Origin of the sequence: Streptomyces sp. SudanB52_2052 (assembly GCF_964272415.1) — a bacterium.
Taxonomy (GTDB): Bacteria; Actinomycetota; Actinomycetes; order Streptomycetales; family Streptomycetaceae; genus Streptomyces; species Streptomyces olindensis.
Window position 1 is genome coordinate 2776928 of the sequence record NZ_OZ186796.1, and the last position, 20586, is coordinate 2797513.

Annotated in this window: 19 protein-coding genes, 2 pseudogenes and 2 riboswitches; of the genes and pseudogenes, 7 read left to right on the plus strand and 14 right to left on the minus strand. The window is 70.9% G+C overall.

Annotated features, from left to right (window positions below):
* Positions 1–75: 75 nt before the first annotated feature.
* The 5 genes from ACSUPV_RS12020 to ACSUPV_RS12040 form a co-directional block, all read right to left on the minus strand.
* Entirely contained in the window at positions 76–1842 is a 1767-nt protein-coding gene (locus ACSUPV_RS12020; RefSeq protein WP_436947455.1) for an ABC transporter substrate-binding protein, read from the minus strand.
* Between the two features lie 8 nt (positions 1843–1850).
* Positions 1851–2849, minus strand: a complete 999-nt coding sequence (locus ACSUPV_RS12025; protein ID WP_031117566.1) for an ABC transporter permease — start codon at positions 2847–2849, stop codon at positions 1851–1853.
* A 330-nt stretch (positions 2850–3179) separates the two neighbouring features.
* Complete coding sequence (locus tag ACSUPV_RS12030) at positions 3180–3980, minus strand: enhanced serine sensitivity protein SseB C-terminal domain-containing protein (RefSeq protein WP_031117567.1); 801 nt, start codon at positions 3978–3980, stop codon at positions 3180–3182.
* 164 nt (positions 3981–4144) lie between these two features.
* On the minus strand, positions 4145–4933 hold the full coding sequence (locus ACSUPV_RS12035; protein WP_031117568.1) for an enhanced serine sensitivity protein SseB: 789 nt from the start codon (positions 4931–4933) through the stop codon (positions 4145–4147).
* A 952-nt stretch (positions 4934–5885) separates the two neighbouring features.
* Positions 5886–6557 carry an AAA family ATPase gene (locus tag ACSUPV_RS12040; RefSeq protein WP_031117569.1) on the minus strand — a complete coding sequence of 224 codons (672 nt, stop codon included), beginning with the start codon at positions 6555–6557 and terminating at the stop codon, positions 5886–5888.
* Between the two features lie 222 nt (positions 6558–6779).
* Positions 6780–6879, plus strand: a riboswitch (glycine riboswitch).
* Positions 6880–6988, plus strand: a riboswitch (glycine riboswitch). It begins immediately after the preceding riboswitch.
* Positions 6989–7022: 34 nt separating this feature from the next.
* Here ACSUPV_RS12040 and gcvT point away from each other — a divergent pair.
* The 5 genes from gcvT (at position 7023) to ACSUPV_RS12065 (ending at position 12018) form a co-directional block, all read left to right on the plus strand.
* Entirely contained in the window at positions 7023–8144 is a 1122-nt protein-coding gene (gcvT, locus tag ACSUPV_RS12045; RefSeq protein WP_031117570.1) for a glycine cleavage system aminomethyltransferase GcvT, read from the plus strand.
* A 103-nt stretch (positions 8145–8247) separates the two neighbouring features.
* Entirely contained in the window at positions 8248–8625 is a 378-nt protein-coding gene (gcvH, locus tag ACSUPV_RS12050; RefSeq protein WP_010041753.1) for a glycine cleavage system protein GcvH, read from the plus strand.
* Positions 8626–8639: 14 nt separating this feature from the next.
* The gene (gene glyA / locus ACSUPV_RS12055) at positions 8640–9902 is read left to right on the plus strand and encodes a serine hydroxymethyltransferase (protein WP_037768591.1); all 1263 of its coding nucleotides are present in this window, start codon (positions 8640–8642) and stop codon (positions 9900–9902) included.
* Positions 9903–9988: 86 nt separating this feature from the next.
* Complete coding sequence (locus ACSUPV_RS12060) at positions 9989–11356, plus strand: L-serine ammonia-lyase (RefSeq protein WP_037768588.1); 1368 nt, start codon at positions 9989–9991, stop codon at positions 11354–11356.
* Between the two features lie 104 nt (positions 11357–11460).
* Positions 11461–12018, plus strand: a complete 558-nt coding sequence (locus ACSUPV_RS12065) for a glycoside hydrolase family 25 protein (protein ID WP_031117574.1) — start codon at positions 11461–11463, stop codon at positions 12016–12018.
* Between the two features lie 10 nt (positions 12019–12028).
* Here ACSUPV_RS12065 and ACSUPV_RS12070 read toward each other — a convergent pair whose 3' ends face one another.
* Positions 12029–12691 carry an NADPH-dependent F420 reductase gene (locus ACSUPV_RS12070; protein ID WP_037768585.1) on the minus strand — a complete coding sequence of 221 codons (663 nt, stop codon included), beginning with the start codon at positions 12689–12691 and terminating at the stop codon, positions 12029–12031.
* Positions 12692–12769: 78 nt separating this feature from the next.
* Positions 12770–13198: pseudogene (locus tag ACSUPV_RS12075) on the minus strand (FCD domain-containing protein); the annotation flags it as partial.
* Between ACSUPV_RS12075 and ACSUPV_RS12080 the strand changes: the two are divergent.
* Positions 13148–13849 (plus strand): annotated as a pseudogene (locus tag ACSUPV_RS12080) (ABC transporter ATP-binding protein). The pseudogenes ACSUPV_RS12075 and ACSUPV_RS12080 overlap by 51 nt on opposite strands.
* Positions 13850–13909: 60 nt before the next feature.
* Here ACSUPV_RS12080 and ACSUPV_RS12085 read toward each other — a convergent pair.
* Complete coding sequence (locus ACSUPV_RS12085; protein WP_031117577.1) at positions 13910–14122, minus strand: EF-hand domain-containing protein; 213 nt, start codon at positions 14120–14122, stop codon at positions 13910–13912.
* A gap of 48 nt (positions 14123–14170) precedes the next feature.
* Entirely contained in the window at positions 14171–15085 is a 915-nt protein-coding gene (locus ACSUPV_RS12090) for a MerR family transcriptional regulator (RefSeq protein WP_037768583.1), read from the minus strand.
* 49 nt (positions 15086–15134) lie between these two features.
* Between ACSUPV_RS12090 and ACSUPV_RS12095 the strand changes: the two genes are divergently transcribed.
* Positions 15135–15806 (plus strand): GNAT family N-acetyltransferase, encoded by a 672-nt coding sequence (locus ACSUPV_RS12095; protein WP_037768581.1) that lies wholly within the window; start codon positions 15135–15137, stop codon positions 15804–15806.
* Here the strand turns inward: ACSUPV_RS12095 and ACSUPV_RS12100 are convergent.
* The 5 genes from ACSUPV_RS12100 to ACSUPV_RS12120 form a co-directional block, all read right to left on the minus strand.
* Positions 15760–16365: an ADP-ribosyltransferase gene (locus tag ACSUPV_RS12100; protein WP_037768734.1), complete on the minus strand. Its 606-nt coding sequence runs from the start codon at positions 16363–16365 to the stop codon at positions 15760–15762. The two genes, ACSUPV_RS12095 and ACSUPV_RS12100, sit on opposite strands and share 47 nt — an antisense overlap.
* 92 nt (positions 16366–16457) lie before the next feature.
* Positions 16458–17636 carry a YncE family protein gene (locus ACSUPV_RS12105; RefSeq protein ID WP_436947456.1) on the minus strand — a complete coding sequence of 393 codons (1179 nt, stop codon included), beginning with the start codon at positions 17634–17636 and terminating at the stop codon, positions 16458–16460.
* Positions 17637–17703: 67 nt separating this feature from the next.
* Positions 17704–18312: an ATP-binding protein gene (locus tag ACSUPV_RS12110; protein WP_359794829.1), complete on the minus strand. Its 609-nt coding sequence runs from the start codon at positions 18310–18312 to the stop codon at positions 17704–17706.
* A gap of 168 nt (positions 18313–18480) precedes the next feature.
* Positions 18481–19248, minus strand: a complete 768-nt coding sequence (locus ACSUPV_RS12115) for an enoyl-CoA hydratase/isomerase family protein (protein ID WP_031117583.1) — start codon at positions 19246–19248, stop codon at positions 18481–18483.
* A gap of 81 nt (positions 19249–19329) precedes the next feature.
* The gene (locus tag ACSUPV_RS12120; protein ID WP_031117584.1) at positions 19330–20562 is read right to left on the minus strand and encodes a L,D-transpeptidase; all 1233 of its coding nucleotides are present in this window, start codon (positions 20560–20562) and stop codon (positions 19330–19332) included.
* Positions 20563–20586 lie beyond the last annotated feature (24 nt).

Below are 20586 nucleotides of genomic sequence, written 5' to 3' on the forward strand. Positions count from 1 at the left end.
GGTGGCCGCGGCGGGATCGTCCGCCGCGGCCACCCGGTGCCTTCACCTGCCTTTCGAAAGGATCCGGCCTGCTGGTTACTTCGAGGAGCTCATCAGCAGGTAGTCGTACATGCCGAGGTAGGCCTGCGTGACCGTGACGTTGTTCGCCGACGTCGGCCGGAGCAGCAGGTTCTTGCGGTAGAACAGCGGGACCACCGAGGCGTTGTCGAGCACCATCTTGTCGATCTCGCCCCAGGACTTGGTGCGGGCCGCGTCGTCGGTGTTGGCGATCGCGTCCGTCAGGGCCTTGTTGATCTTCGGGTCGTCCAGCTCCATCAGGTTGTTGCCGCCCGAGGGCTTGATGGCCGCGCCGTTGACGATCTGGTCGAGGAAGCCGTAGCCGGTCGGCCAGTCGGCGCCCCACGCCATCGAGAGCATGCCGAGCTTGTTCTGGTGGACGTAGGACGGGACACCGGCGAAGTTGGAGAAGTACTTGCCGGAGGGGAACTGCTTGATCTCGATGTTGATGCCGATCTTCTTCAGCGACTCCTGGACGGCCGTGGCGGCCGCGACCTCGGCGGGCCGGTCCGAGCGGGCGGTGAGGATCGTGTTGAAGCCGTTCGGCTGACCGCAGGCCTTCAGCTCCGCCTTGGCCTTGGCCACGTCACCCTTGTGACCGTCGGTCGCGTAGGTGTCGAACTTGGTGTAGCCGTTGACCGACGGCGGCAGCAGCGTGGTCGCCACGTCGCCCTTCGGCGAGCCGCCCACCGCGTTCAGCACGGACTGCTTGTCGAGACCCCACTGGACGGCCTTGCGGCAGTGCTCGTTGTCGAACGGCTTCACGTTGACGTTGAGCGCGATGTACTGCGTGGCGCCCGCGTAGGAGCTGTCCGTCTGGTTGGCGAGCTTGCCGCGCAGGACCTTCGGCTGGGTCTGCGGCTGCACACCGGTGCCGGCCGCGTCAGCCGTGATCTTGTCGGAGATCAGGTTGTTGTCGACCGTGACCGGGTTGACCTTGAACTTGATCGAGATCTTGTCCGGCAGGGCCTTGCGGATCGGGTCCGTCTTCGGGTCCCACTGCTTGTTGCGCACGAGGGTGGCGCCGCGGCCCTCCTCGTAGGACTGGAACTGGTACGGGCCGGAGGACACGATGTTCTGCACGTACTTCGCACCGGTGTCCTTCGCCTTCGGCACCGGCGCCGTCTGCGAGAACGTCGCCAGGTAGTCGAAGTCGGCGAACGGCTGCTTCAGCTTGAAGACGATCGTCCGGTCGTCCGGCGTCTCGATCGACTTCAGGCCCTCGGGGGACTTGTCCTTGTACGGGCCCTGGTACTTGTCGCCGCCCTCCAGGTACGCCTTGAAGTACGTCGGGCCGTTGGACAGGGCCTCGGGCGCGAAGTTGGAACGCTCGATGGCGTACTTCACGTCCTTGGACGTCACCGGGGTGCCGTCCTGGAACTTCACACCCGCACGCAGCTTGTACGTCCAGGTCTTGGCGTCCGGGCTGGACTTGCCGAGGGACTCGGCGAGGTCCGGCACGACCTCCAGGCCTTCCTTGCCCGCCGCCGGCTTGAACGTGGTGAGCGTCCGGCCGTAGAGACGGGAGAAGTTCTGGACCCAGCCGTAGTACGTGTTGCCCGGGTCGAGGGAGTCCGGCACGTCCGAGTGCTCGTACGTGACCGTCCCTCCCTTCTTGTCCGACGCGTTGACGATCGAGTTCAGCGCGGCGTCCTTCTTGCCGTTGCCTCCCCCGTCGTTGTCGTCTCCACCGCCGCCGCACGCGGCAGCTCCCAGCGACAGTGCCAGGACCGACGCAACGCCGGCGGTCACCCTTCTCGTCTTCACCTGAGGAAGCCCCCTCATTCGATGGATCACTTGCTGCGAGGGTCGAGGGCGTCACGCAGCCCGTCACCCAGCAGGTTGAAGGCCAGGACGGTGATGAAGATCGCCAGTCCGGGCACGAACATGTACTGCGGATCAGCCGTGTAGAGATCCACAGCGTTGCTGAGCATGCCGCCCCAGGAGGCCTGCGGCGGAGCGATACCGACACCGAGGAAGCTCAGCGCGGCCTCGAACAGGATGTTCGTCGGGATGATCAGCGTCGAGTAGACGAGGATCGGCGCGACGAGGTTCGGGAGGAGCTCCCGGAACAGGACGTACGGGCCGCGTGCCCCGAGGCTCGTGGCGGCCTCGATGAACTCCCGCTTGCGCAGGGTCATCGTCTGGGCGCGCACGATGCGGCCGATGTACGGCCAGCTGAAGAAGCCGATCACGAAGATCAGCACGCAGATGCGCAGGGGCAGGCCGTCGAGACCGAAGAACCCGTCCTGCACCGAGGCCGAGATCGAGATGGCGAAGAGCAGCAGCGGGAAGGCGAGGAAGGTGTCCATCAGCCTGCTGATGACGCTGTCGATCCAGCCGCCGTAGTAGCCGGCGATGACACCCAGCACGGTGCCGATGCACACGGACAGCAGCGTGGCGCCGCCCGCGACCAGGAGGGAGACCCAGGAGCCGTCGATGATGCGGGCGAGCATGTCCCGGCCGTACTGCGGGTCGACGCCGAGCGGGTGGTCCCAACTCATGCCGCCCCAGCCGCCCTTGGGGGCGAGCAGCGCCGGGTCGATGAGGTCCTGGTTGAACTTGTTGGGATCGAGGTTGAAGATCCACTGGATCGGTTTGGAGAACACCGCCATCAGCACGAGCAGGACGACGACGATGCCTCCCGCCATCGCCACCTTGTCCCGCTTGAAGCGCATCCAGGCGATCTGGCTGAGCGAACGCCCCTCGATCTGGCTCTTCTTGACCCCGGAGAGCACGGCCTCGGGCTGTGCTCCGGCTTCCGCCCCGGTGGTCTCGATGGGTGCGGTCACGGTGCGATTGACCCCTCTCGGGCCGGCGATCGCCGAGCCCCTGGCTGCCGCTGTAGCGGTTTTGTTTGTCTCGTACACGAGACCGACCCGGCCCGTGTCTTGCGGGGAGTCTTCAACGCTTTGGCGATCTGTTGCCAGACTTGACGAGGAAAGGATGCGTAAACGTGATGCTGTCTGCGGGGTTCCGTTATCCGGACAACGGGTAACGCGGGTCGGACGCGCTGTGTCAGGGGCATTTTAGGACAGAGACGCCCATTCAACCCTTATCTACGCGCGGAGAGCTGAATGCCTGTCGCTTTTGGGAGGGGGTGCCGGACAGGCCGGGAGAGGTCAGTACCGGCCCTGCGCCGGCGGGTAGCCGTAGCCCGAGGCCGGGGCCTGGACGGGGGCGGTGGCGTGGGCCTCGCGGTCGTAGAAGGGCCGGGCGTTCGCGCGCAGCCACATGGCGACCGGGTCGTGCTCGTCGGACATCGCGACGGTGGAGACGGGGAGCCCGTCCGGTACGGCGCCGAGGGACTGCTGCATCATCGCGCGCACCGAATCCACGGCCTGCGGCGAGGCGTCGTACACATCCAGTCCGATGGCGAGGTACGGCGCCCCGAGCGCGGGCTGCACCCAGGCGCGGCGCAGGGAGCGGACGGCCGGGGTGCGGTGGGCGTTCTGCGCGAGCAGGGCGTAGAACTGCGGGACCTCGATGGCGGGTTCGGACAGCCGCAGCGGTCCCGCGGGCTGGCGGTCCAGGCCCGTGGCGATCCGGCGCAGGTCGAGCCAGGGGATGCCGACGCCGCCGCCGGGGGCGTGCGGGTTGAGCCAGAGGCCGTAGTGGTCGGGGTAGAGGGCACGGGCGACGTCGACGCCGTCGACCACCTCGTACGAGCGGTTCCAGCCGCTGGCCGACAGCTCCTGTGCGGAGGTGACACAGGGGGCGTAGCCGTAGCCGTCGACCTCCATGTTCCCGTACTGGGCGTCCGGGGAGCCGGCCTGGCCGTGCCACAGGAGCATCCAGATCTGGCCGGTGTGCGGGGTGGCGAGCGCGCGCAGGAGAGCCTCGTAGGCGTCGTAGCGCCCGGGCGTGACCTGGCGCAGCATGTGCTCGACCTGTCCGGCCGCGGCCGTGCCGCTCGCGCTCACCTTTACCGCCCCTTCGTACAACGCCTCGACCGTGACCTAGCTTAAGCCCGCGCGCCGACTCGGGACTTGTCCTCGCCCGGCGCGTGCGGCTCCGTCTGCTGCCGGTCGCGCTCACGCGGCTGAGCCGCATGATGTTACAGTCCCGCGCCCCTGGGCCGGCTGATCTACCGCTGGTAGAAGGGCCGGACCCTGTCCTTCATCCACTCGCCCACCGGGTCCTCCGCCACGTCCAGGAGGACGAGGTTGACGGGCCAGGGGGCCGGGGACGTGGTGACGGCGCGGGTGAGCGCCTCCAGGGGGAGAGCGCGGAGGTCGCCTTCCCACTGGGAGAGTTCGACGCCGACGAACATCACGGGGTCGGCGGTCTCGATGGCGGCGAGGCAGCGGCGGGCGGTGAGGACGACGCCGGTCGCCTCGAACTCGGCGGAGGCGGCGGCGAGGAAGTCCACCGGGTCGTCCTGCCAGTCGGGCTCGAAGAGACGGACCCGGCCGCCGCTCGCGGGGCCGTCCAGAGGGGTCCGGCCGGCCCGGCACAGCTCGGCCACGGCGGGCGGCGGGAGCGGGATGCCGACGACACCGCCCGGGTTGACGGCTATCCCCGCGTGCGGGGGCAGGCCGCGGGCGAACTCCACGGCGGGGGCGATGGTGTACGGCATGTGGGAGCCGGCGACCTGGCGGAACTGCTCCTCGGAGCTGAACACCGGGACGTACGCCTGGCCGTCGATCTCGATGCCGGGCAGGTCGAGGGGGCCGCTGTGCGGGCCGCCGCCGTTGGGCAGCGGGACCCACACGAAGCTCCGGCCGAGCACCTCGACGATCCGCCCACCGGCGGACGGCCCCGCGCCGAGGGAGGCGGAGAGCACCTCCTCCAGCTCGTTGCCGGGCCATCCGCCGTGCGGGTGGGTCTGCGTCTGCGCCGGGAAGTCCGCGGAGAAGTCCGCCGGGAAGTCCATCTGCCTACCGCCTGCCTGGAACCACTGCTGTGGCCCAAAGGCTAGCGGCTCCCGCCCGGGCGACGGCCGGCCCGGGGTCCACGGCTCCGGGAGTGGGGGTGGCGGGCCGCTGGGCAGGGGTGAGCGACTGGACGGGTGGCTGCGCGGATGGGCGGGTGGCTGAGCCGTCGGCGGCCGGATGCGACATCCGGTGCGGATCCCGGGCTATCGGGTCGGCCGGCGCGGTTGCGGACGCCGAGGCCAGGGCTGGGGCCGGGAGGCCGGGGGCCGGCCGGTGGAACACGCAGCACCACCACGCGCGGCCGTCCGCGCCGACCGGTGAACGGGCCATGGGCGATCGACCCGGGCGGTGCAGTGCGGCCGACGGGCGCGGATGACCGGTCCGGGAACCACCATGCTCGGACACCGAGGGCGCTTCCGTGAACCGTGCTGCGCGGCCTGCCGGACGGTCGCCCCAGGGCTCTGGGCCCGGCATGCCCAGCAGTGGGCCCGCGCCCCCGCGCCCGGCACACAGCAGTGGCCCCACGTCCCCAGGCCCGGCACGCCCAGCGGTCGGCCCGCGCCCCACACCCGGCACACCCAACAGCCAGCCCGCGCCCCACACCCAGCACACCCAGCAGACGGCCCGCGCCCCCGCGCCCGGCATGCCCAGCAGACGGCCCGCGCCCGGCATGCCCGGCGGTCGGCCCGCGCCCCCGGCCCGGCACACCCAACAGCCAGCCCGCGCCCCACACCCAGCACACCCAGCAGACGGCCCGCGCCCCCGCGCCCGGCATGCCCAGCAGACGGCCCGCGCCCGGCATGCCCGGCGGTCGGCCCGCGCCCCCGGCCCGGCACACCCAACAGCCAGCCCACGCCCCACACCCAGCACGCCCAACAGACGGCCCGCGCCCCCACACCCGGCACGCCCGGCGGTCGGCCCTGGGATCCTTGTGCGTGGCCGGTTCGGGGATCAGCCCGTGAAGGCGATGCGGTGCAAGGTGTTCGCCGCGTCGCGGTCGGCGAGGATCGCTGAGCCGCAGCCCGCGGGCAGTTCGCCCTGTTCCACGGCGCGCAGCAGGCGGGTGGTCGCCGCGCGGTGGCGCAGGAACGCGTAGCGCGAGACGCCGCGGCCGCGGTCGCGCTGACCGGCCAGGGCTTGTTCGGGCGTGACGTCGAGGACGAGCAGGTGCAGGGTGCCGCCCCGGCGGCGGGCCTCGCGGGCGAGCCAGCGGCGGACCCAGGCCTGCGTGCCGCAGTCGTGCACCACGACCCCCTCGCCGCTGCGCAGGGCGCGGCGCAGCCCGGCGTAGTGGGCGAGGCGGACGAGCGGGCGGTAGACCGCGTAGGGGAGGAAGCGCGGCATGCGGCGGTCCCAGCGGTCGCGGGTGTCCTGGGAGTCGACGCGCAGGCCGGGCACGGTGCGCCGCATCAGCGTGGACTTGCCGCTGCCGGGCAGGCCCGTGACCACGACGAGGTCACGGGGGCCGAACAGCAGTGCGCGCGGGCTGCGGCCGGCGCGCTCGCGCAGATCGCGGACGACCGGCGCCGGCACCGGGCCGCAGGCCGCCCGGGCCGGTGCGGCGGCCGGCTGCTCGGGCGGCGCGATGCCCGTGGTCGTGGCGTACGCCGTGGTCCTGTTCACCGTGATCGTCCTCCCCTGGGGCCAGGTACGGAGTCCCATCCCCGCCGAGTGTAAAGAGAAGGTAATGCCGCAGGCCTCTCAATTCCGTACTCTTCCTGCAACAGGGCTGCTACAGGTCTCCGTGTCCGGCGCGCGGGACTCGTGCACTCCCTGGGAAAGGTCCCCCTGCCGCGCCGGAAGGATGCGTGCAATGATGTGCGCGCCAACTGCATACCGGCCGTTTGAATCCGCGCGGGAGAGTTCCCAGCACCGCTGACGCTGGGGCGCCGAAGGAGCAAGTCCCTCCCTTGAATCTCTCAGGCCCCGTTACCGCGCGGGCGAGGCACATCTGAAAAGCGGGTCGCCCACCACCGGCGGCTCCACCCAAGGTGCAAGCCGTGTCCCGTGTGGTCATGGCGAACCTCTCAGGTTCCGATGACAGATGGGGAGGAACGACCTCGCCGTCATGCCTGGGAGAAGCGACCGATGAGCAGTACAGGAGAACTCCGTCACACCGCGCTCGATGCCCTGCATCGTTCGCTCGGTGCGACGATGACCGACTTCGCCGGCTGGGACATGCCCCTGCGCTACGGCTCCGAGCGCGACGAGCACACCGCCGTGCGCACGAAGGCCGGGCTCTTCGACCTCTCCCACATGGGTGAGATCACCGTCACCGGGCCGCAGGCCGCCGCCCTGCTCGACTACGCGCTGGTCGGCAACATCGGCGGCGTGAAGCCGGGCCGGGCCCGCTACACCATGATCTGCCGGGCCGACGGCGGCATCCTCGACGACCTGATCGTCTACCGGCTGGGCGAGACGGAGTACATGGTCGTCGCCAACGCCTCCAACGCCCAGGTCGTCCTGGACGCCCTGACCGAGCGCGCCGCCGGTTTCGACGCCGAGGTGCGCGACGACCGGGACGCCTACGCGCTGATCGCCGTCCAGGGCCCGGAGTCCCCCGGGATCCTGGCGTCCCTCACGGACGCCGACCTCGACGGGCTGAAGTACTACGCCGGTCTGCCCGGCACGGTCGCCGGGGTCCCGGCCCTGATCGCCCGCACCGGCTACACCGGCGAGGACGGCTTCGAGCTGTTCGTGAAGCCGGAGCACGCCGTCGAGCTGTGGCAGGCCCTGACCAAGGCGGGCGAGGGCGCCGGACTGGTCCCGTGCGGGCTGTCCTGCCGCGACACGCTGCGACTGGAGGCCGGCATGCCGCTGTACGGGCACGAGCTGACCACCTCCCTGACGCCCTTCGACGCCGGTCTCGGCCGGGTGGTGAAGTTCGAGAAGGAGGGCGACTTCGTGGGCCGCGCGGCCCTGCGTGAGGCCGCGGAGAACGCGAACCACGAGCCGCCGCGCGTCCTGGTCGGCCTGATCGCCGAAGGCCGCCGGGTCCCCCGCGCCGGGTACGCCGTCGTCGCCGAGGGCAAGGTGATCGGCGAGGTCACCTCCGGGGCCCCCTCCCCCACGCTGGGCAAGCCCATCGCGATGGCCTACGTCGACGCCATGTACTCCGCGCCGGGCACGGCCGGTGTCGGTGTGGACATCCGGGGCAGTCACGAGCCGTACGAGGTCGTGGCGCTGCCGTTCTACAAGCGGCAGAAGTAGACACTGGCCCCGGGGGCCGGCAGCGGCTCCCGCGACCGTCGTCCCAGCTCACCAGCAGTCCCCCTTTTCACAGCACTCCCGCGCGTACAGGAGAATCCAGGCCATGAGCAACCCCCAGCAGCTGCGCTACAGCAAGGAGCACGAGTGGCTGTCGGCCGCCGAGGACGGCGTGTCGACGGTCGGCATCACGGAGCACGCGGCCAACGCGCTCGGCGATGTCGTGTTCGTCCAGCTTCCCGAGGTCGGTGACTCCGTGTCCGCCGGCGAGACCTGCGGCGAGCTGGAGTCGACCAAGTCGGTGTCCGACCTGTACTCGCCGGTCTCCGGTGAGGTCACCGAGGTCAACGAGGACGTCGTGAACGACCCGTCGCTGGTGAACTCGGCCCCCTTCGAGGGCGGCTGGCTGTTCAAGGTGCGGGTCACGGACGAGCCGGGCGACCTGCTCTCCGCCGACGAGTACACCGCGTTCTCCGCCGGCTGAGGAGTCGTAGCCGTATGTCCGTCCTGAACACCCCCCTGCACGAGCTCGACCCGGCCGTGGCCGCCGCGGTCGACGCCGAGCTGCACCGCCAGCAGTCCACGCTGGAGATGATCGCCTCGGAGAACTTCGCCCCGGTGGCGGTCATGGAGGCGCAGGGCTCGGTCCTCACCAACAAGTACGCCGAGGGCTACCCGGGCCGCCGCTACTACGGCGGCTGCGAGCACGTGGACGTGGTCGAGCAGATCGCGATCGACCGCGTCAAGGAGCTGTTCGGCGCCGAGCACGCCAACGTGCAGCCGCACTCCGGCGCCCAGGCCAACGCGGCCGCGATGTTCGCGCTGCTCAAGCCGGGCGACACCATCATGGGTCTGAACCTCGCCCACGGCGGGCACCTGACCCACGGCATGAAGATCAACTTCTCCGGCAAGCTCTACGACGTCGTCGCCTACCACGTGGGCGAGGACGGCCGGGTCGACATGGCCGAGGTCGAGCGGCTCGCCAAGGAGTCCAAGCCGAAGCTGATCGTCGCCGGCTGGTCGGCGTACCCGCGGCAGCTGGACTTCGCGGAGTTCCGCCGGATCGCGGACGAGGTCGGCGCGTACCTGATGGTCGACATGGCGCACTTCGCCGGGCTCGTCGCGGCGGGGCTGCACCCGAACCCGGTGCCGCACGCGCACGTGGTCACCACCACGACCCACAAGACGCTCGGTGGCCCGCGCGGCGGTGTGATCCTCTCCACGGCCGAACTGGCCAAGAAGATCAACTCCGCCGTCTTCCCCGGTCAGCAGGGCGGCCCGCTGGAGCACGTGATCGCCGCCAAGGCGGTCGCCTTCAAGGTCGCCGCCTCGGAGGACTTCAAGGAGCGCCAGCGCCGTACGCTGGAGGGTGCCCGCATCCTGGCCGAGCGTCTGGTGAAGGACGACGTCCGGGCCGTGGGCGTGGACGTCCTGTCCGGCGGCACGGACGTGCACCTGGTCCTGGTGGACCTGCGCGACTCCGAACTGGACGGTCAGCAGGCCGAGGACCGGCTCCACCAGATCGGCATCACCGTCAACCGCAACGCGATCCCGAACGACCCGCGTCCGCCGATGGTGACGTCCGGTCTGCGGATCGGCACCCCGGCCCTGGCCACGCGCGGGTTCCGGGCGGAGGACTTCGCGGAGGTCGCGGACGTCATCGCCGAGGCGCTGAAGCCGTCGTACGACGCGGAGGCCCTCAAGGCCCGGGTGAAGGCCCTGGCCGACAGGCACCCGCTGTACCCGGGCCTGAACAAGTAGCGAAGAAACCTTTCGGGTGCCGTGCCGGCCACAAGCGGGCGCGGCACCCACCCCCTCTGCACCACCCCGTAGTCAGGAGTTCCCCCGTGGCCATCTCGGTCTTCGACCTGTTCTCGATCGGCATCGGCCCGTCCAGCTCCCACACGGTCGGCCCCATGCGTGCGGCCGGCCTGTTCGTCCGGCGGCTGCGCAACGAGGAGCTCCTGGGATCCGTCGCCTCGGTCCGCGCGGAGCTGTACGGCTCCCTCGGCGCCACCGGCCACGGCCACGGCACGCCCAAGGCGGTGCTGCTCGGCCTGGAGGGCGACTCGCCGCGCACGGTGGACGTGGAGACGGCGGACGAGCGGGTGGAGACCATCAAGGCCGAGGGCCGGCTGAAGCTGCTCGGCGAGCACGAGATCGCGTTCTCCTTCGACGACGACATGGTCCTGCACCGCCGCAAGGCCCTGCCGTACCACGCGAACGGCATGACCCTGTGGGCGTACGACGCCTCGGGCGCGGAGCTGCTGACCAAGACGTACTACTCGGTCGGCGGCGGCTTCGTCGTGGACGAGGACGCGGTGGGGGCCGACCGCATCAAACTCGACGACACGATCCTCAAGTACCCCTTCCGCACGGGCGACGAGCTGCTGCGCCTGACCGAGGACACGGGCCTGTCCATCTCGGCGCTGATGCTGGAGAACGAGCGGGCGTGGCGCACCGAGGAGGAGATCCGCGCGGGACTGCTGGAGATCTGGCGGGTCATGCAGGCGTGCGTGGCGCGCGGCATGTCCCGCGAGGGCATCCTGCCGGGCGGTCTGAAGGTGCGCCGCCGGGCCGCCAACACCGCGCGCAAGCTGCGCTCCGAGGGCGACCCGAAGGCCCTCGCCATGGAATGGATCACGCTGTACGCGATGGCCGTGAACGAGGAGAACGCGGCCGGCGGCCGGGTCGTCACCGCCCCCACCAACGGCGCGGCCGGCATCATCCCGGCGGTCCTGCACTACTACATGAACTTCGTGCCCGGCGCCGACGAGGACGGGGTGGTGCGCTTCCTGCTCGCCGCGGGCGCGATCGGCATGCTGTTCAAGGAGAACGCCTCCATCTCCGGCGCCGAGGTCGGCTGCCAGGGCGAGGTCGGCTCCGCCTGCTCCATGGCGGCGGGCGCGCTGGCCGAGGTCCTCGGCGGCTCCCCCGAGCAGGTCGAGAACGCCGCCGAGATCGGCATGGAACACAACCTCGGCCTCACCTGCGACCCGGTCGGCGGCCTCGTCCAGATCCCCTGCATCGAGCGCAACGGCATGGCCGCGGTGAAGGCCGTCACCGCCGCGCGGATGGCGATGCGCGGTGACGGCTCCCACAAGGTGTCCCTGGACAAGGTCATCAAGACGATGAAGGACACCGGCGCGGACATGTCGGTGAAGTACAAGGAGACGGCCCGCGGGGGCCTGGCGGTCAACATCATCGAATGCTGACGGCACAGCGGCGAAGTTGACATTTCCACGTCAGGTCACAGCGGCCCGTGCGATGGTGGTGGGCACCAACTCCCCCTCCCCCACCAGTACTTCAGGGAGCCCCCATGCTGCGCGGCATCGACGTGAGCGCGTACCAGTCCTCCTCCTACAGCACCGAGGGCCTCTCCTTCGTCTTCATCAAGGCGACCGAGGGCCGTTCCTACGTCAACCCCAAGCTCGCCGCCCAGACGAAGCGGGCGCGGGACGCCGGGCTGGTCGTCGGCTTCTACCACTTCCTGTGGCCCGGCAACCTCACCGCCCAGGCCCAGTACTTCGTCGGCAAGGCACCGGACCGGGCGGGCGACATCCTCGCCGTCGACTGGGAGACCACGAGCAACGGCACGCGCGCGAGCAACGCCGAGAAGGACCTGTTCCTACGGAAGCTGAAGGACCTGCGGCCGAACAACCCGGTGGTCCTCTACTGCAACCGCGACTTCTGGCTCAACGTCGACACGACGTCCTACGCGGGCGACGGGCTGTGGATAGCGGACTACGTCTCCGCGGGCAAGCCCCGCATCAAGGCCAAGTGGCGCTTCCACCAGTACACCGACGACCCGCTGGACAAGAACGTGGCCGCCTTCGAGAGCAGGGCGGCGCTGCGGAAGTGGGCCGAGGACGCCTGAGTCCCGGTGGCTATCCGCGGAAGTCCGCCGGGCGTTCCGGGGACGCCTCGGACAGGGCCTTCGTGACCGCGTCCGCACCGGCGCGCAGGCCGTAGACCGGGGTGCCGGGCTGCTGGCGCCAGGAGTCGTCGATGCCGCCCGCGTCGACGGTGTCGAAGCCGAGTTCGTCGATCAGGTCGCGCACCGTGCGCTTGGCCGCCTCGTCGTCACCGGCCACCGGGAGGGCCATGCGGTCGGGGTCGCCGGCCGGGAGCGGCCGGTCCAGGATGTCCTGGGCGTAGGTGCCGTTGAAGGCCTTGATCACCGGATGGCCGATCTGCCGTTCCGTCCAGCGGCTCTCGGTGAGGCCCTCGTCCTCGATCGCGGCGATCCTGCCGTCCCGCTGGCGCGGGTAGTAGTTGCCGGTGTCGATGACGGCGACACCGTCCGCCGCCCCGTCGAAGAGACCGGAGGGCAGGTCCGGGACCGCCTTCAGGGGGATGGTCACCACGACGACCTCCGCTCCCCGCGCCGCCTCCTCGACCGTCACGGGCGTGGCCCCGGTCTCCTCCGCCAGGGCCGTGAGCGTGTGCGGGCCGCGGGAGTTGGCGACGGACACCTCGTGACCGAGGGCGGTGAGCCGCCGGGTCAGATTGCCGCCGATGTTGCCCGCCCCGATGATGCCGATCCTCATGTCCTCGCCTCACCCTTCACGATGTGGACAGCGCCTCGCGAAGCCTTCGTGACCAGAGCAACCTCCGGGGCGGACGGGCTATTCCGGGTCCCGGGCGGGCGCGAACGGGTCCTCCAGCTCCTCGCGCAGCACCTCGGCCGCGCCCTCCGCGTCCCCCCGCGCCACCGCACGGACCAGCGCCTCGTGGGCCGCGTCGCCGGTGCTCGGGTCGTGGACGCGCAGGCCCGTCAGGGTCAGCAGCTCGATCAGCCCCTCGCGCAGAACGGGCGGGAACTCGGTGAACAGGTCGGCGAGCACGGGGTTGTGGGCGGCGGCGACCACGGCGGCGTGGAAGGCGATGTCCGCGTCGACGAAGTCGGCGTCATCGGCGGGGGTGGCGGCCCGGCGGGCGTCGAGTGCCGCCCACAGTGCGGTGATGTCCTCCGGTGTGCGGCGGCGGGCCGCCAACCGGGCCGCGTGCACCTCCACCGCCATGCGGACCTCGTAGACGTCGGTCACGGCGGCCTGACCGTCCGGGCCGTGGAGCACTGGGCGCTGCTCGGGCCCAACGGCGCGGGCAAGTCCACGCTGCTCCGGCTGCTGGGCGCGCTGCTCCACCCCACCCGGGGCGGCGTGGAGGTGCTGGGTCATCGGCTGGGCCGGGTCGACCTGCGGGAGTTGCGGGCACACGTGGGGCACTGACCAACTCGGTGGAGCCGCTGCCCCGGTGGCGGCCGACGCCCGAGCAGGCCGAACGGGCCGAGCGTTTGATGGCGACGCTGGGGCTGGCCGGGCACCGTGCCGCGCGCTGGCCCACGCTCTCCCAGGGGCAGCACGACCGGACCCTGATCGCCCGGGCCCTGATGCCGCAACCCAGGCTGCTGCTCCTGGACGAGCCGGCGACCGGCCTGGACCTGCCGGGCCGGGAGCAGCTGATCGGCGCGCTGGAGGAGCTGGGCCGGGAGCATCCGCGGCTGGCGACGGTCCTGGTCACGCACCATCTGGAAGAGCTGCCGGCGCACACCACGCACGCCCTGCTGCTGCGCGAGGGCCGTCCGCTCGCGGGCGGCCCGGTGGCCGAGGTGCTCACGGCCGACCAGCTGGGCACGTGCTTCGACCTGCCGCTGGCCTGGGAGCGGCACGGGCCGGTGGAGTGTGCGCGCGGCACGCCGGGCGTGACGAGGGGCCCGGTCCGTGCGGGACCGGGCCCCTTCGCTCACCCGCGGGCGCGTCGGGCGACTACTTGTTCAGGTAGGACCAGAACTCGTCGAAGCTCAGCTTCTTGTCGCCGTCGAGGTCGCGGGTCTTGATGACGACCTCGGCGACCGACTCGGTGACGTTCCAGTCGCCCGACCGGGCCAGGGCGGTCTTGAACTCGGCAGCGGTGATGAATCCGTCACCGTCCGTATCGATCCGCTCGAACTGCTTGCGTGCTTCCTCGATGTCCGCCACCGATCCGCCCCTCATCTCGTGCTGTACGTCGTACTGACGCAGGTCAGATTAGCCGCCCGCCCGAGCCTCCAGCGCGGCGACCACCCAGGCGAACTCCTCGCGGTACGCCGCCTCGGGCCCGGTCCCCTTCACGACGGCCAGCAACTCGCGGTAACGGGCGACCCGGTCGGTGGCGTGCGACCGCAGCCGGTCGAGCACGGTCGCGGGGTCGGCGTCGCCCAGCAGCTCGCGCAGCACCCCGGCCGCCTCCGGCGCGTCGGGGGCGATGCCGCGTTCGCGGGCCGCGGCTCCCAGCTGGACGAGCCGGCGGGAGAACCACAGGGAGGCCCCGGGGGGCGTGGTGTGGCCGTGGTCCGCCGCGTTGAACTCGGCGACCTTGCGCATCTCGGCCCGGAAGTCCGGGTCCTGGAGCATCTCGGCCAGCTCCAGCCAGGCGTCCACCTGCTCGGGCGTGGGCTCCTCGGGCAGGTCGGCGGCGGTGTTCCGCATGCGTGCGCGGATCTCCGGGTCCGCCGTGTCCAGCCCGTGGAACACCTCGTCCACGAACTCCTCCAGGATCCGCCGCCGCTCGGCCGCCGACAGCCGTGCCAGTCTGTTCACCAGAGTCATCTCCTCCGCGTCGGAACCCCGCTGCGCGACCGTCGACAGCACCGCGCGCGTCACCTTCAGGGACCGGATCTGCGCGTCCAGCGCGACCACGTGGGCCGCCGCCACCTGCGCCACCGTCGTCTCGCCGGCCAGCACCCGGCGGACGTCCGCCAGTCCGAGGCCGAGCTCGCGCAGGGTCCGGATCAGCTCCAGGCGGGCCACGGAGGCGGCGTCGTACAGCCGGTAGCCGCCTTCGGACCGGGCCACCGGGGGCAGGGCGCCCTCGTCGGACCAGTAGCGGATGGTGCGTACGGTCAGTCCGGTGGCCCGGGCCAGTGCGCCGATGGTGAGCAGTCCGCTGCCGTCGTCGGTCATGTCTGCGAGTCTGGACCTTCCAGCGGGTGGAGACTCAAGGAGGGGACCGGTGGCGGACACCCTGCGGGACATTCTCGACGCGGCGGAGCGGGGCGTGTTCCCACCGGCCGACGGCGGTACGACGATCGTGCCGCAGCCCTCGCCGCGGGACACGGGGGTCCTCGCCTTCACGGCCCACTCGGTGGTCTTCACGGACGAGGATCCGGACTGGGTGCGCCGGACGCTGGCCCGCACCGACTGCGACCGGCTCGCGGCCACGATGAACGCCCGCTTCCTGACGGCCCTCATGGACCGGACGGGGCGTACGTCCGACACGATCGACGTGCTGCTGACCGGCGCCGCGCTGCCCGGGGAACCGCCGCTCCGGCTGACGGAGACCGACGGCTCGACGCATCCGCGGGTGCGCTCCGCCCGGGGACGGCGGGACGACGTGCGGGCGTGGACGGCGGACGGCGGAGTGCTCGTCCTGGGCCGCGGGCCGGCCGGCCGATGGGAGGTCGCGGTCGAGGTCGACGAGGGGGCGCGGCACCGAGGGCTGGGGCGGCGGCTGCTGCAGTCGGCGCGGCACCTGGTCGACGGGGCGGCCGTGTGGGCCCAGGTGGCCGCCGGGAACGCCCGTGGGCTGCGGGCGTTCCAGGCGGCCGGCTACCGGCCCGTGGGCTCGGAGGTGCTGCTCAGTGCCACGGCTCGTAGTGCGGGTTGCTCTCGCACTCGCTCATGATCTCCGTCTTGGTCTGCTTGTCCACCGGGCAGACGCCGATGATGTACTGCCGGGCGATGCCGCCGGGGAAGGCGACCTCCTGCTGGTCGGCCCACTTGTGGGTGTCGCCGATGGTCTTGTTGACGTCGATGCCGCCCGGGGCGTCGACGTAGTAGTTGTAGCCGGACTTCCACTTCTTGTAGAGGTCGTGGTCGTACGTCGTGGACACGTACGGGGACGGCTGGTTGACCAGGACGTACTTCTCCAGGTCGTACTGGCCGTTGACGACGTCCTTGGGGTGGAAGCCCTGCTCGAAGACGACGGACGGGCCGCGGCCGTCGGCGCGGTAGAGCGTGCCGCACGTGGTGCGCCAGGACGGGTCGGGGGTGATGCGGTCGACGTCGACACGGCGGTCGGCGGCGGCCTTGATCTCGTCGTCGAACTGGACGGGACAGGCGGCCGGTGCGGGGGCGGCGGGCTTGGCGGGCGCCTGGGCGGGCGCGGCGGCCGTGGTCGTGAGGACGGCCGTCAGGCAGAGGGCGGCGGCGGTGGTGCGCCGCCGCAGACGAAGAGTGATCATGCACGGCACGATCACGGTTCCGCTGCGGCGGGCCGGGACCCTCACCCGATCAGGGGCGTGTCAACTGCTGCCGTGTGGACGGCGGATGGGCGTCAGCGGAAGATGCCCGTGTGGCCGAGGGAGTAGCGGCCGGGCTGCGGGTAGACCGCGAGGCCGTGCGGGCCGCTGCCGACGGGGATGCGGGCGAGCTGGGTGCCGGTGCGGGTGTCGATGGCGTACACCTCGGCGTCGTAGCGGCCGGAGAGCCAGAACACCTTGCCGTCGGCCGAGACGCCGCCCATGTCGGGGCTGCCGCCGTCGGGCAGCTGCCACTTCTTGGTCAGCTTGTCCTGGGTGAAGTCGAAGACGGAGATGGTGCCCTCGCCGCGGTTGGACACGTACATCTCGCGGGAGTCGCGGCTGACGTAGAGGCCGTGGCAGCCCTTGCCGGTGGGCAGCAGGGTGGGCTCGGCGAAGGTGTCGCCGTCCAGGACCCACATGCCGTGGGCCATCATGTCGGCGATGTAGAACTTCTTGCCGTCGGGCGAGACCTTCACGTCCTGCGGCATGGCGCCCTCGAACGGCAGCCGCTGCTGGCCGACGACCTTCATCTTCTCGGTGTCGACCTTGAGCAGCTCGCCGCTGAACTCGCAGGAGACGATGAAGTAGCGGCCGTCGAGGGAGAAGTCGGCGTGGTTGACGCCGTAGCAGGAGACGGGGACGGTCTTCTTGCGCTCCATGGTGTGCGGGTCGCGGAAGACGAGTTCCCGGTCGAGGGAGGCCATGACGACGGCGTACCTGCCGTTGGGCGTGAAGTAGAGGTTGTACGGGTCGTGGACCTCGACCTCCTTGCCCGCCTTGCCGGTCTTCGGGTCGATCGGGGTGAGGGTGTGGCCGCGGTTGTTGTTGACCCAGAGCGTCTTCAGGTCCCAGGAGGGCACCACGTGCTGGGGCTGCCGGCCCACGGGGATCGTCTCGATGATCTCGTAGGTCTTCGGGTCGATGACGGAGACCGTGTCGGACTCGGTGTTGGGGACGTAGACCCGGGACGGGAAGTCCTTCACCACGGGGGACAGCTTGTTCGGGCGGTCGGCCGCGTACACGTCCTCGGGGTCGAGGACGGGCGGCATGCCGGGCAGGCCCTCGACGGGCTTCTTCTCGGGCGGGGCGGGCACGGCGGCCTTGGTGCCGTGCGCCTGGGAGGTCCGTTCCCCGCTCTGGGTGCCACAGGCGGCGAGGACGGCGAGGGCGGCACCCGCGACGAGGGTGCTCTTGAGGAGGTGACGGCGCATTGCACCATTTAAGGTGCGCCGCAACCGGAATCCGGCTATTCGCCCGATCGGCGGCCGGGTGAGCCCCTCAGCGGTCGGTGACCCGCATCTCGAACCACGTGGTCTTGCCCCGGGGCAGCAGATCGACGCCCCAGCGGTCCGCCAGCTTGTCGACGAGGAACAGGCCCCGGCCGCTGACGTCCAGCTCCTGGACCGGCATCAGGCAGGGCAGGCCCCGGGAGGGGTCGCGGACCTCGACGCGGATCCAGCCGCGGCGCCGGTGCAGACGGAGCCCGAAGACGCGGGCGCCGGTGTGGCGTACGGCGTTGCCGACCAGTTCGGAGACGAGCAGGACGGCGTCCTCCGTGGTCTTGGGGGTGAGTCCCCAGTGGCGCAGGACCACGACCTGGGTGAGGCGTCTGGCGGTGGCCGCGGACTCGGGGCGGGACGGCAGTGGGACCTCTGCCTCCGTCGGGTTGCCGTACAACTCCAGCGCCTTCAGCGCGTGTTCGTCCTCGACGGTCGGCGACCAGCGCGCCGCGGCCGCATGTGCGTCTCCCCGCGGCTGTTCCATACCCTCCAGCCCCGCCATGCCCCCATCATGGCCGCCGGGAGCGTGCGACGGGGCCGTTCCCGGGGAATACGCCCCCGGGTACGGCCCGTGAACCGACGGCCCACCGTCATATGCCAACGGCACCTCGGAGTCGTCCGCACCCCCTCCGACCTGCTGGGACGACCTATTGCGGGGCAATCGACGGACTCCCTCGGCCGACCACGCTTAAGGTTGCCTTAAGGCTGCCATAAACCGCCCCATCGAGGGACCCGGATCAGACACCGCGTCAATTGCAAGCCTTCGGAGGAAGGTTCACAGGAACTTCGCCTTGCCCGGCCCCTCCTCCACGAAGCTGCGCATCCCGCGCTCGCGGTCCTCGGTGGCGAACAGGCCCGCGAACCAGTTCCGTTCGACCGCGAGGCCCGTGTCGATGTCCGTCTCCAGGCCGGTGTCGACGGCCTCCTTGGCCGCGCGCAGCGCGAGGGCGGGGCCCTGCGCCAGTTTCGCGGCCCAGGCGTGCGCCTGCGCGTACACCTCGTCGGCGGGCACGACCCGGTCGACCAGGCCGATCCTCTCGGCTTCGTCGGCCTTGACCATCCGGCCGGTGAAGATCAGGTCCTTGGCCTTGGAGGGGCCGACCAGGCGGGCCAGGCGCTGGGTGCCGCCCGCGCCGGGGATCAGGCCGAGCAGGATCTCCGGCTGGCCGAGCTTGGCGTTCTCGGCGGCGATGCGGAAGTCCGCGCACAGCGCGAGTTCACAGCCGCCGCCCAGCGCGTAGCCCGTCACGGCCGCGACGACCGGCTTGGGGATGCGGGCCACCGCCGTGAACGAGTCCTGCAGGGCGCGGGCGCGCAGGACCATCGCGGTGTGGTCCATCGCCTGCATCTCCTTGATGTCCGCGCCCGCCGCGAACACCTTCTCACCGCCGTAGACCACCACGGCCCGCACGTCCTCGCGGCGCCCGGCCTCCTCGGCGAGTTCCTTCAGCCGGTCCTGCGTGGCGATGTCCAGCGCGTTCATGGGCGGTCGGTCGAGCCGGAGCGTGCCGACGCCTTCAGCGACTTCGAGAGAGACGGTCATAGGGAGCAGGTTAACGGGGGCTAACGGGTAGGGCCCCGGTGCGGTCCGTCACACCGGGGCCCCCTTGTCAGCAGCGCGGAATTACTTCTTCCACTTCTCCCACGACATGTTCCAGCCGTTGAGCCCGTTGTCCGGGTCGACGATCCGGTCCTCGGAGTTCTTGACGATCACCACGTCGCCGATCATCGAGTGGTTGAAGAACCACGCGGCCGGCGCCTTCTTGTCCCAGCCGCCGCGCACGTCGCGCAGGCCGATGCAGCCGTGGCTGGCGTTGTAGTTGCCGAAGGCGCCGCTCGCCCAGTAGTTGCCGTGCAGGAACGTGCCGGAGGTGGTCAGGCGGATGGCGTGCGGGACGTCCTTGATGTCGTACTCGCCGCCGTAGCCGACGGTCTCGCCGTTCATCCGGGTCACCGTGAGCATCTCGCTGATGACCATCTGGCCGTTCCAGGTCTCCATGCCGGGCTTTCCGGTGGTGACCGGGATGGTCTTGAAGACCTTGCCGTCGCGCATGACCTTCATCGTCAGCTTCTTGGCGTCGACGACGGAGACCTGGTTGCGGCCGATGGTGAAGTCGATGGTCTTGTCCTGCTCGCCGTAGACCCCGGGGCGTCCCTCGACGCCGTCGAGGTTCAGGTCGACGGTCACCTTGGTGCCCGGCTTCCAGTACTTCTCGGGGCGGAAGTCGAGGCGGTCGTTGCCGAACCAGTGGCCCTCGACGTCGACGGCCGGTTCCGTCCTGATGCGGATGGCCTTCTCGACGTCGTCCGGGCTGGTGATGCCCCGGGAGAAGCGGATCGAGAACGGCATGCCGACGCCGACCTTGGAGCCGTCCTCGGGGGTGAAGGTGCCGATGAAGGTGTTCTTCGGGGTGAGCGTCGTGAAGCCGGCGTCCTCCGCGGCCGTGCGACCCTCGGAGTCCTTGGCGACCGCGTGCACCGTGTACTTGGTGGCGGCGGCCAGGTGCGTGGACGGCGTCCAGGTGGCGCCGTCGCCGGATATCTCGCCGTCGACCCTCCTGCCCTCGCCGTCCTTGACCTCGACCTCGGTCAGCTTGCCCTGAGCGGCGGTCACCTTCAACGCGCCGCTGGTGTCGACGGACTTGGCGCCGTCCTTGGGGGTGATGCTGACGACCGCCTCGGACTGCTTGCTCTGCGCGGTGTCCGCGTCCTTGCCCTTGCCGCCGCCCGCGCCGGAACCGGAGCCGGTCCCCCCGCCGCCGCACGCCGTGACGGCGAGGAGCAGCGCGCCCAGGATCAGCGCGAGCAGTCCCTTCCCGCCCCCAACCGACGCCCCCGATATCGGTCGCCCGTTCAAGTCGTTCTCCCCTCCCCGGGCCTG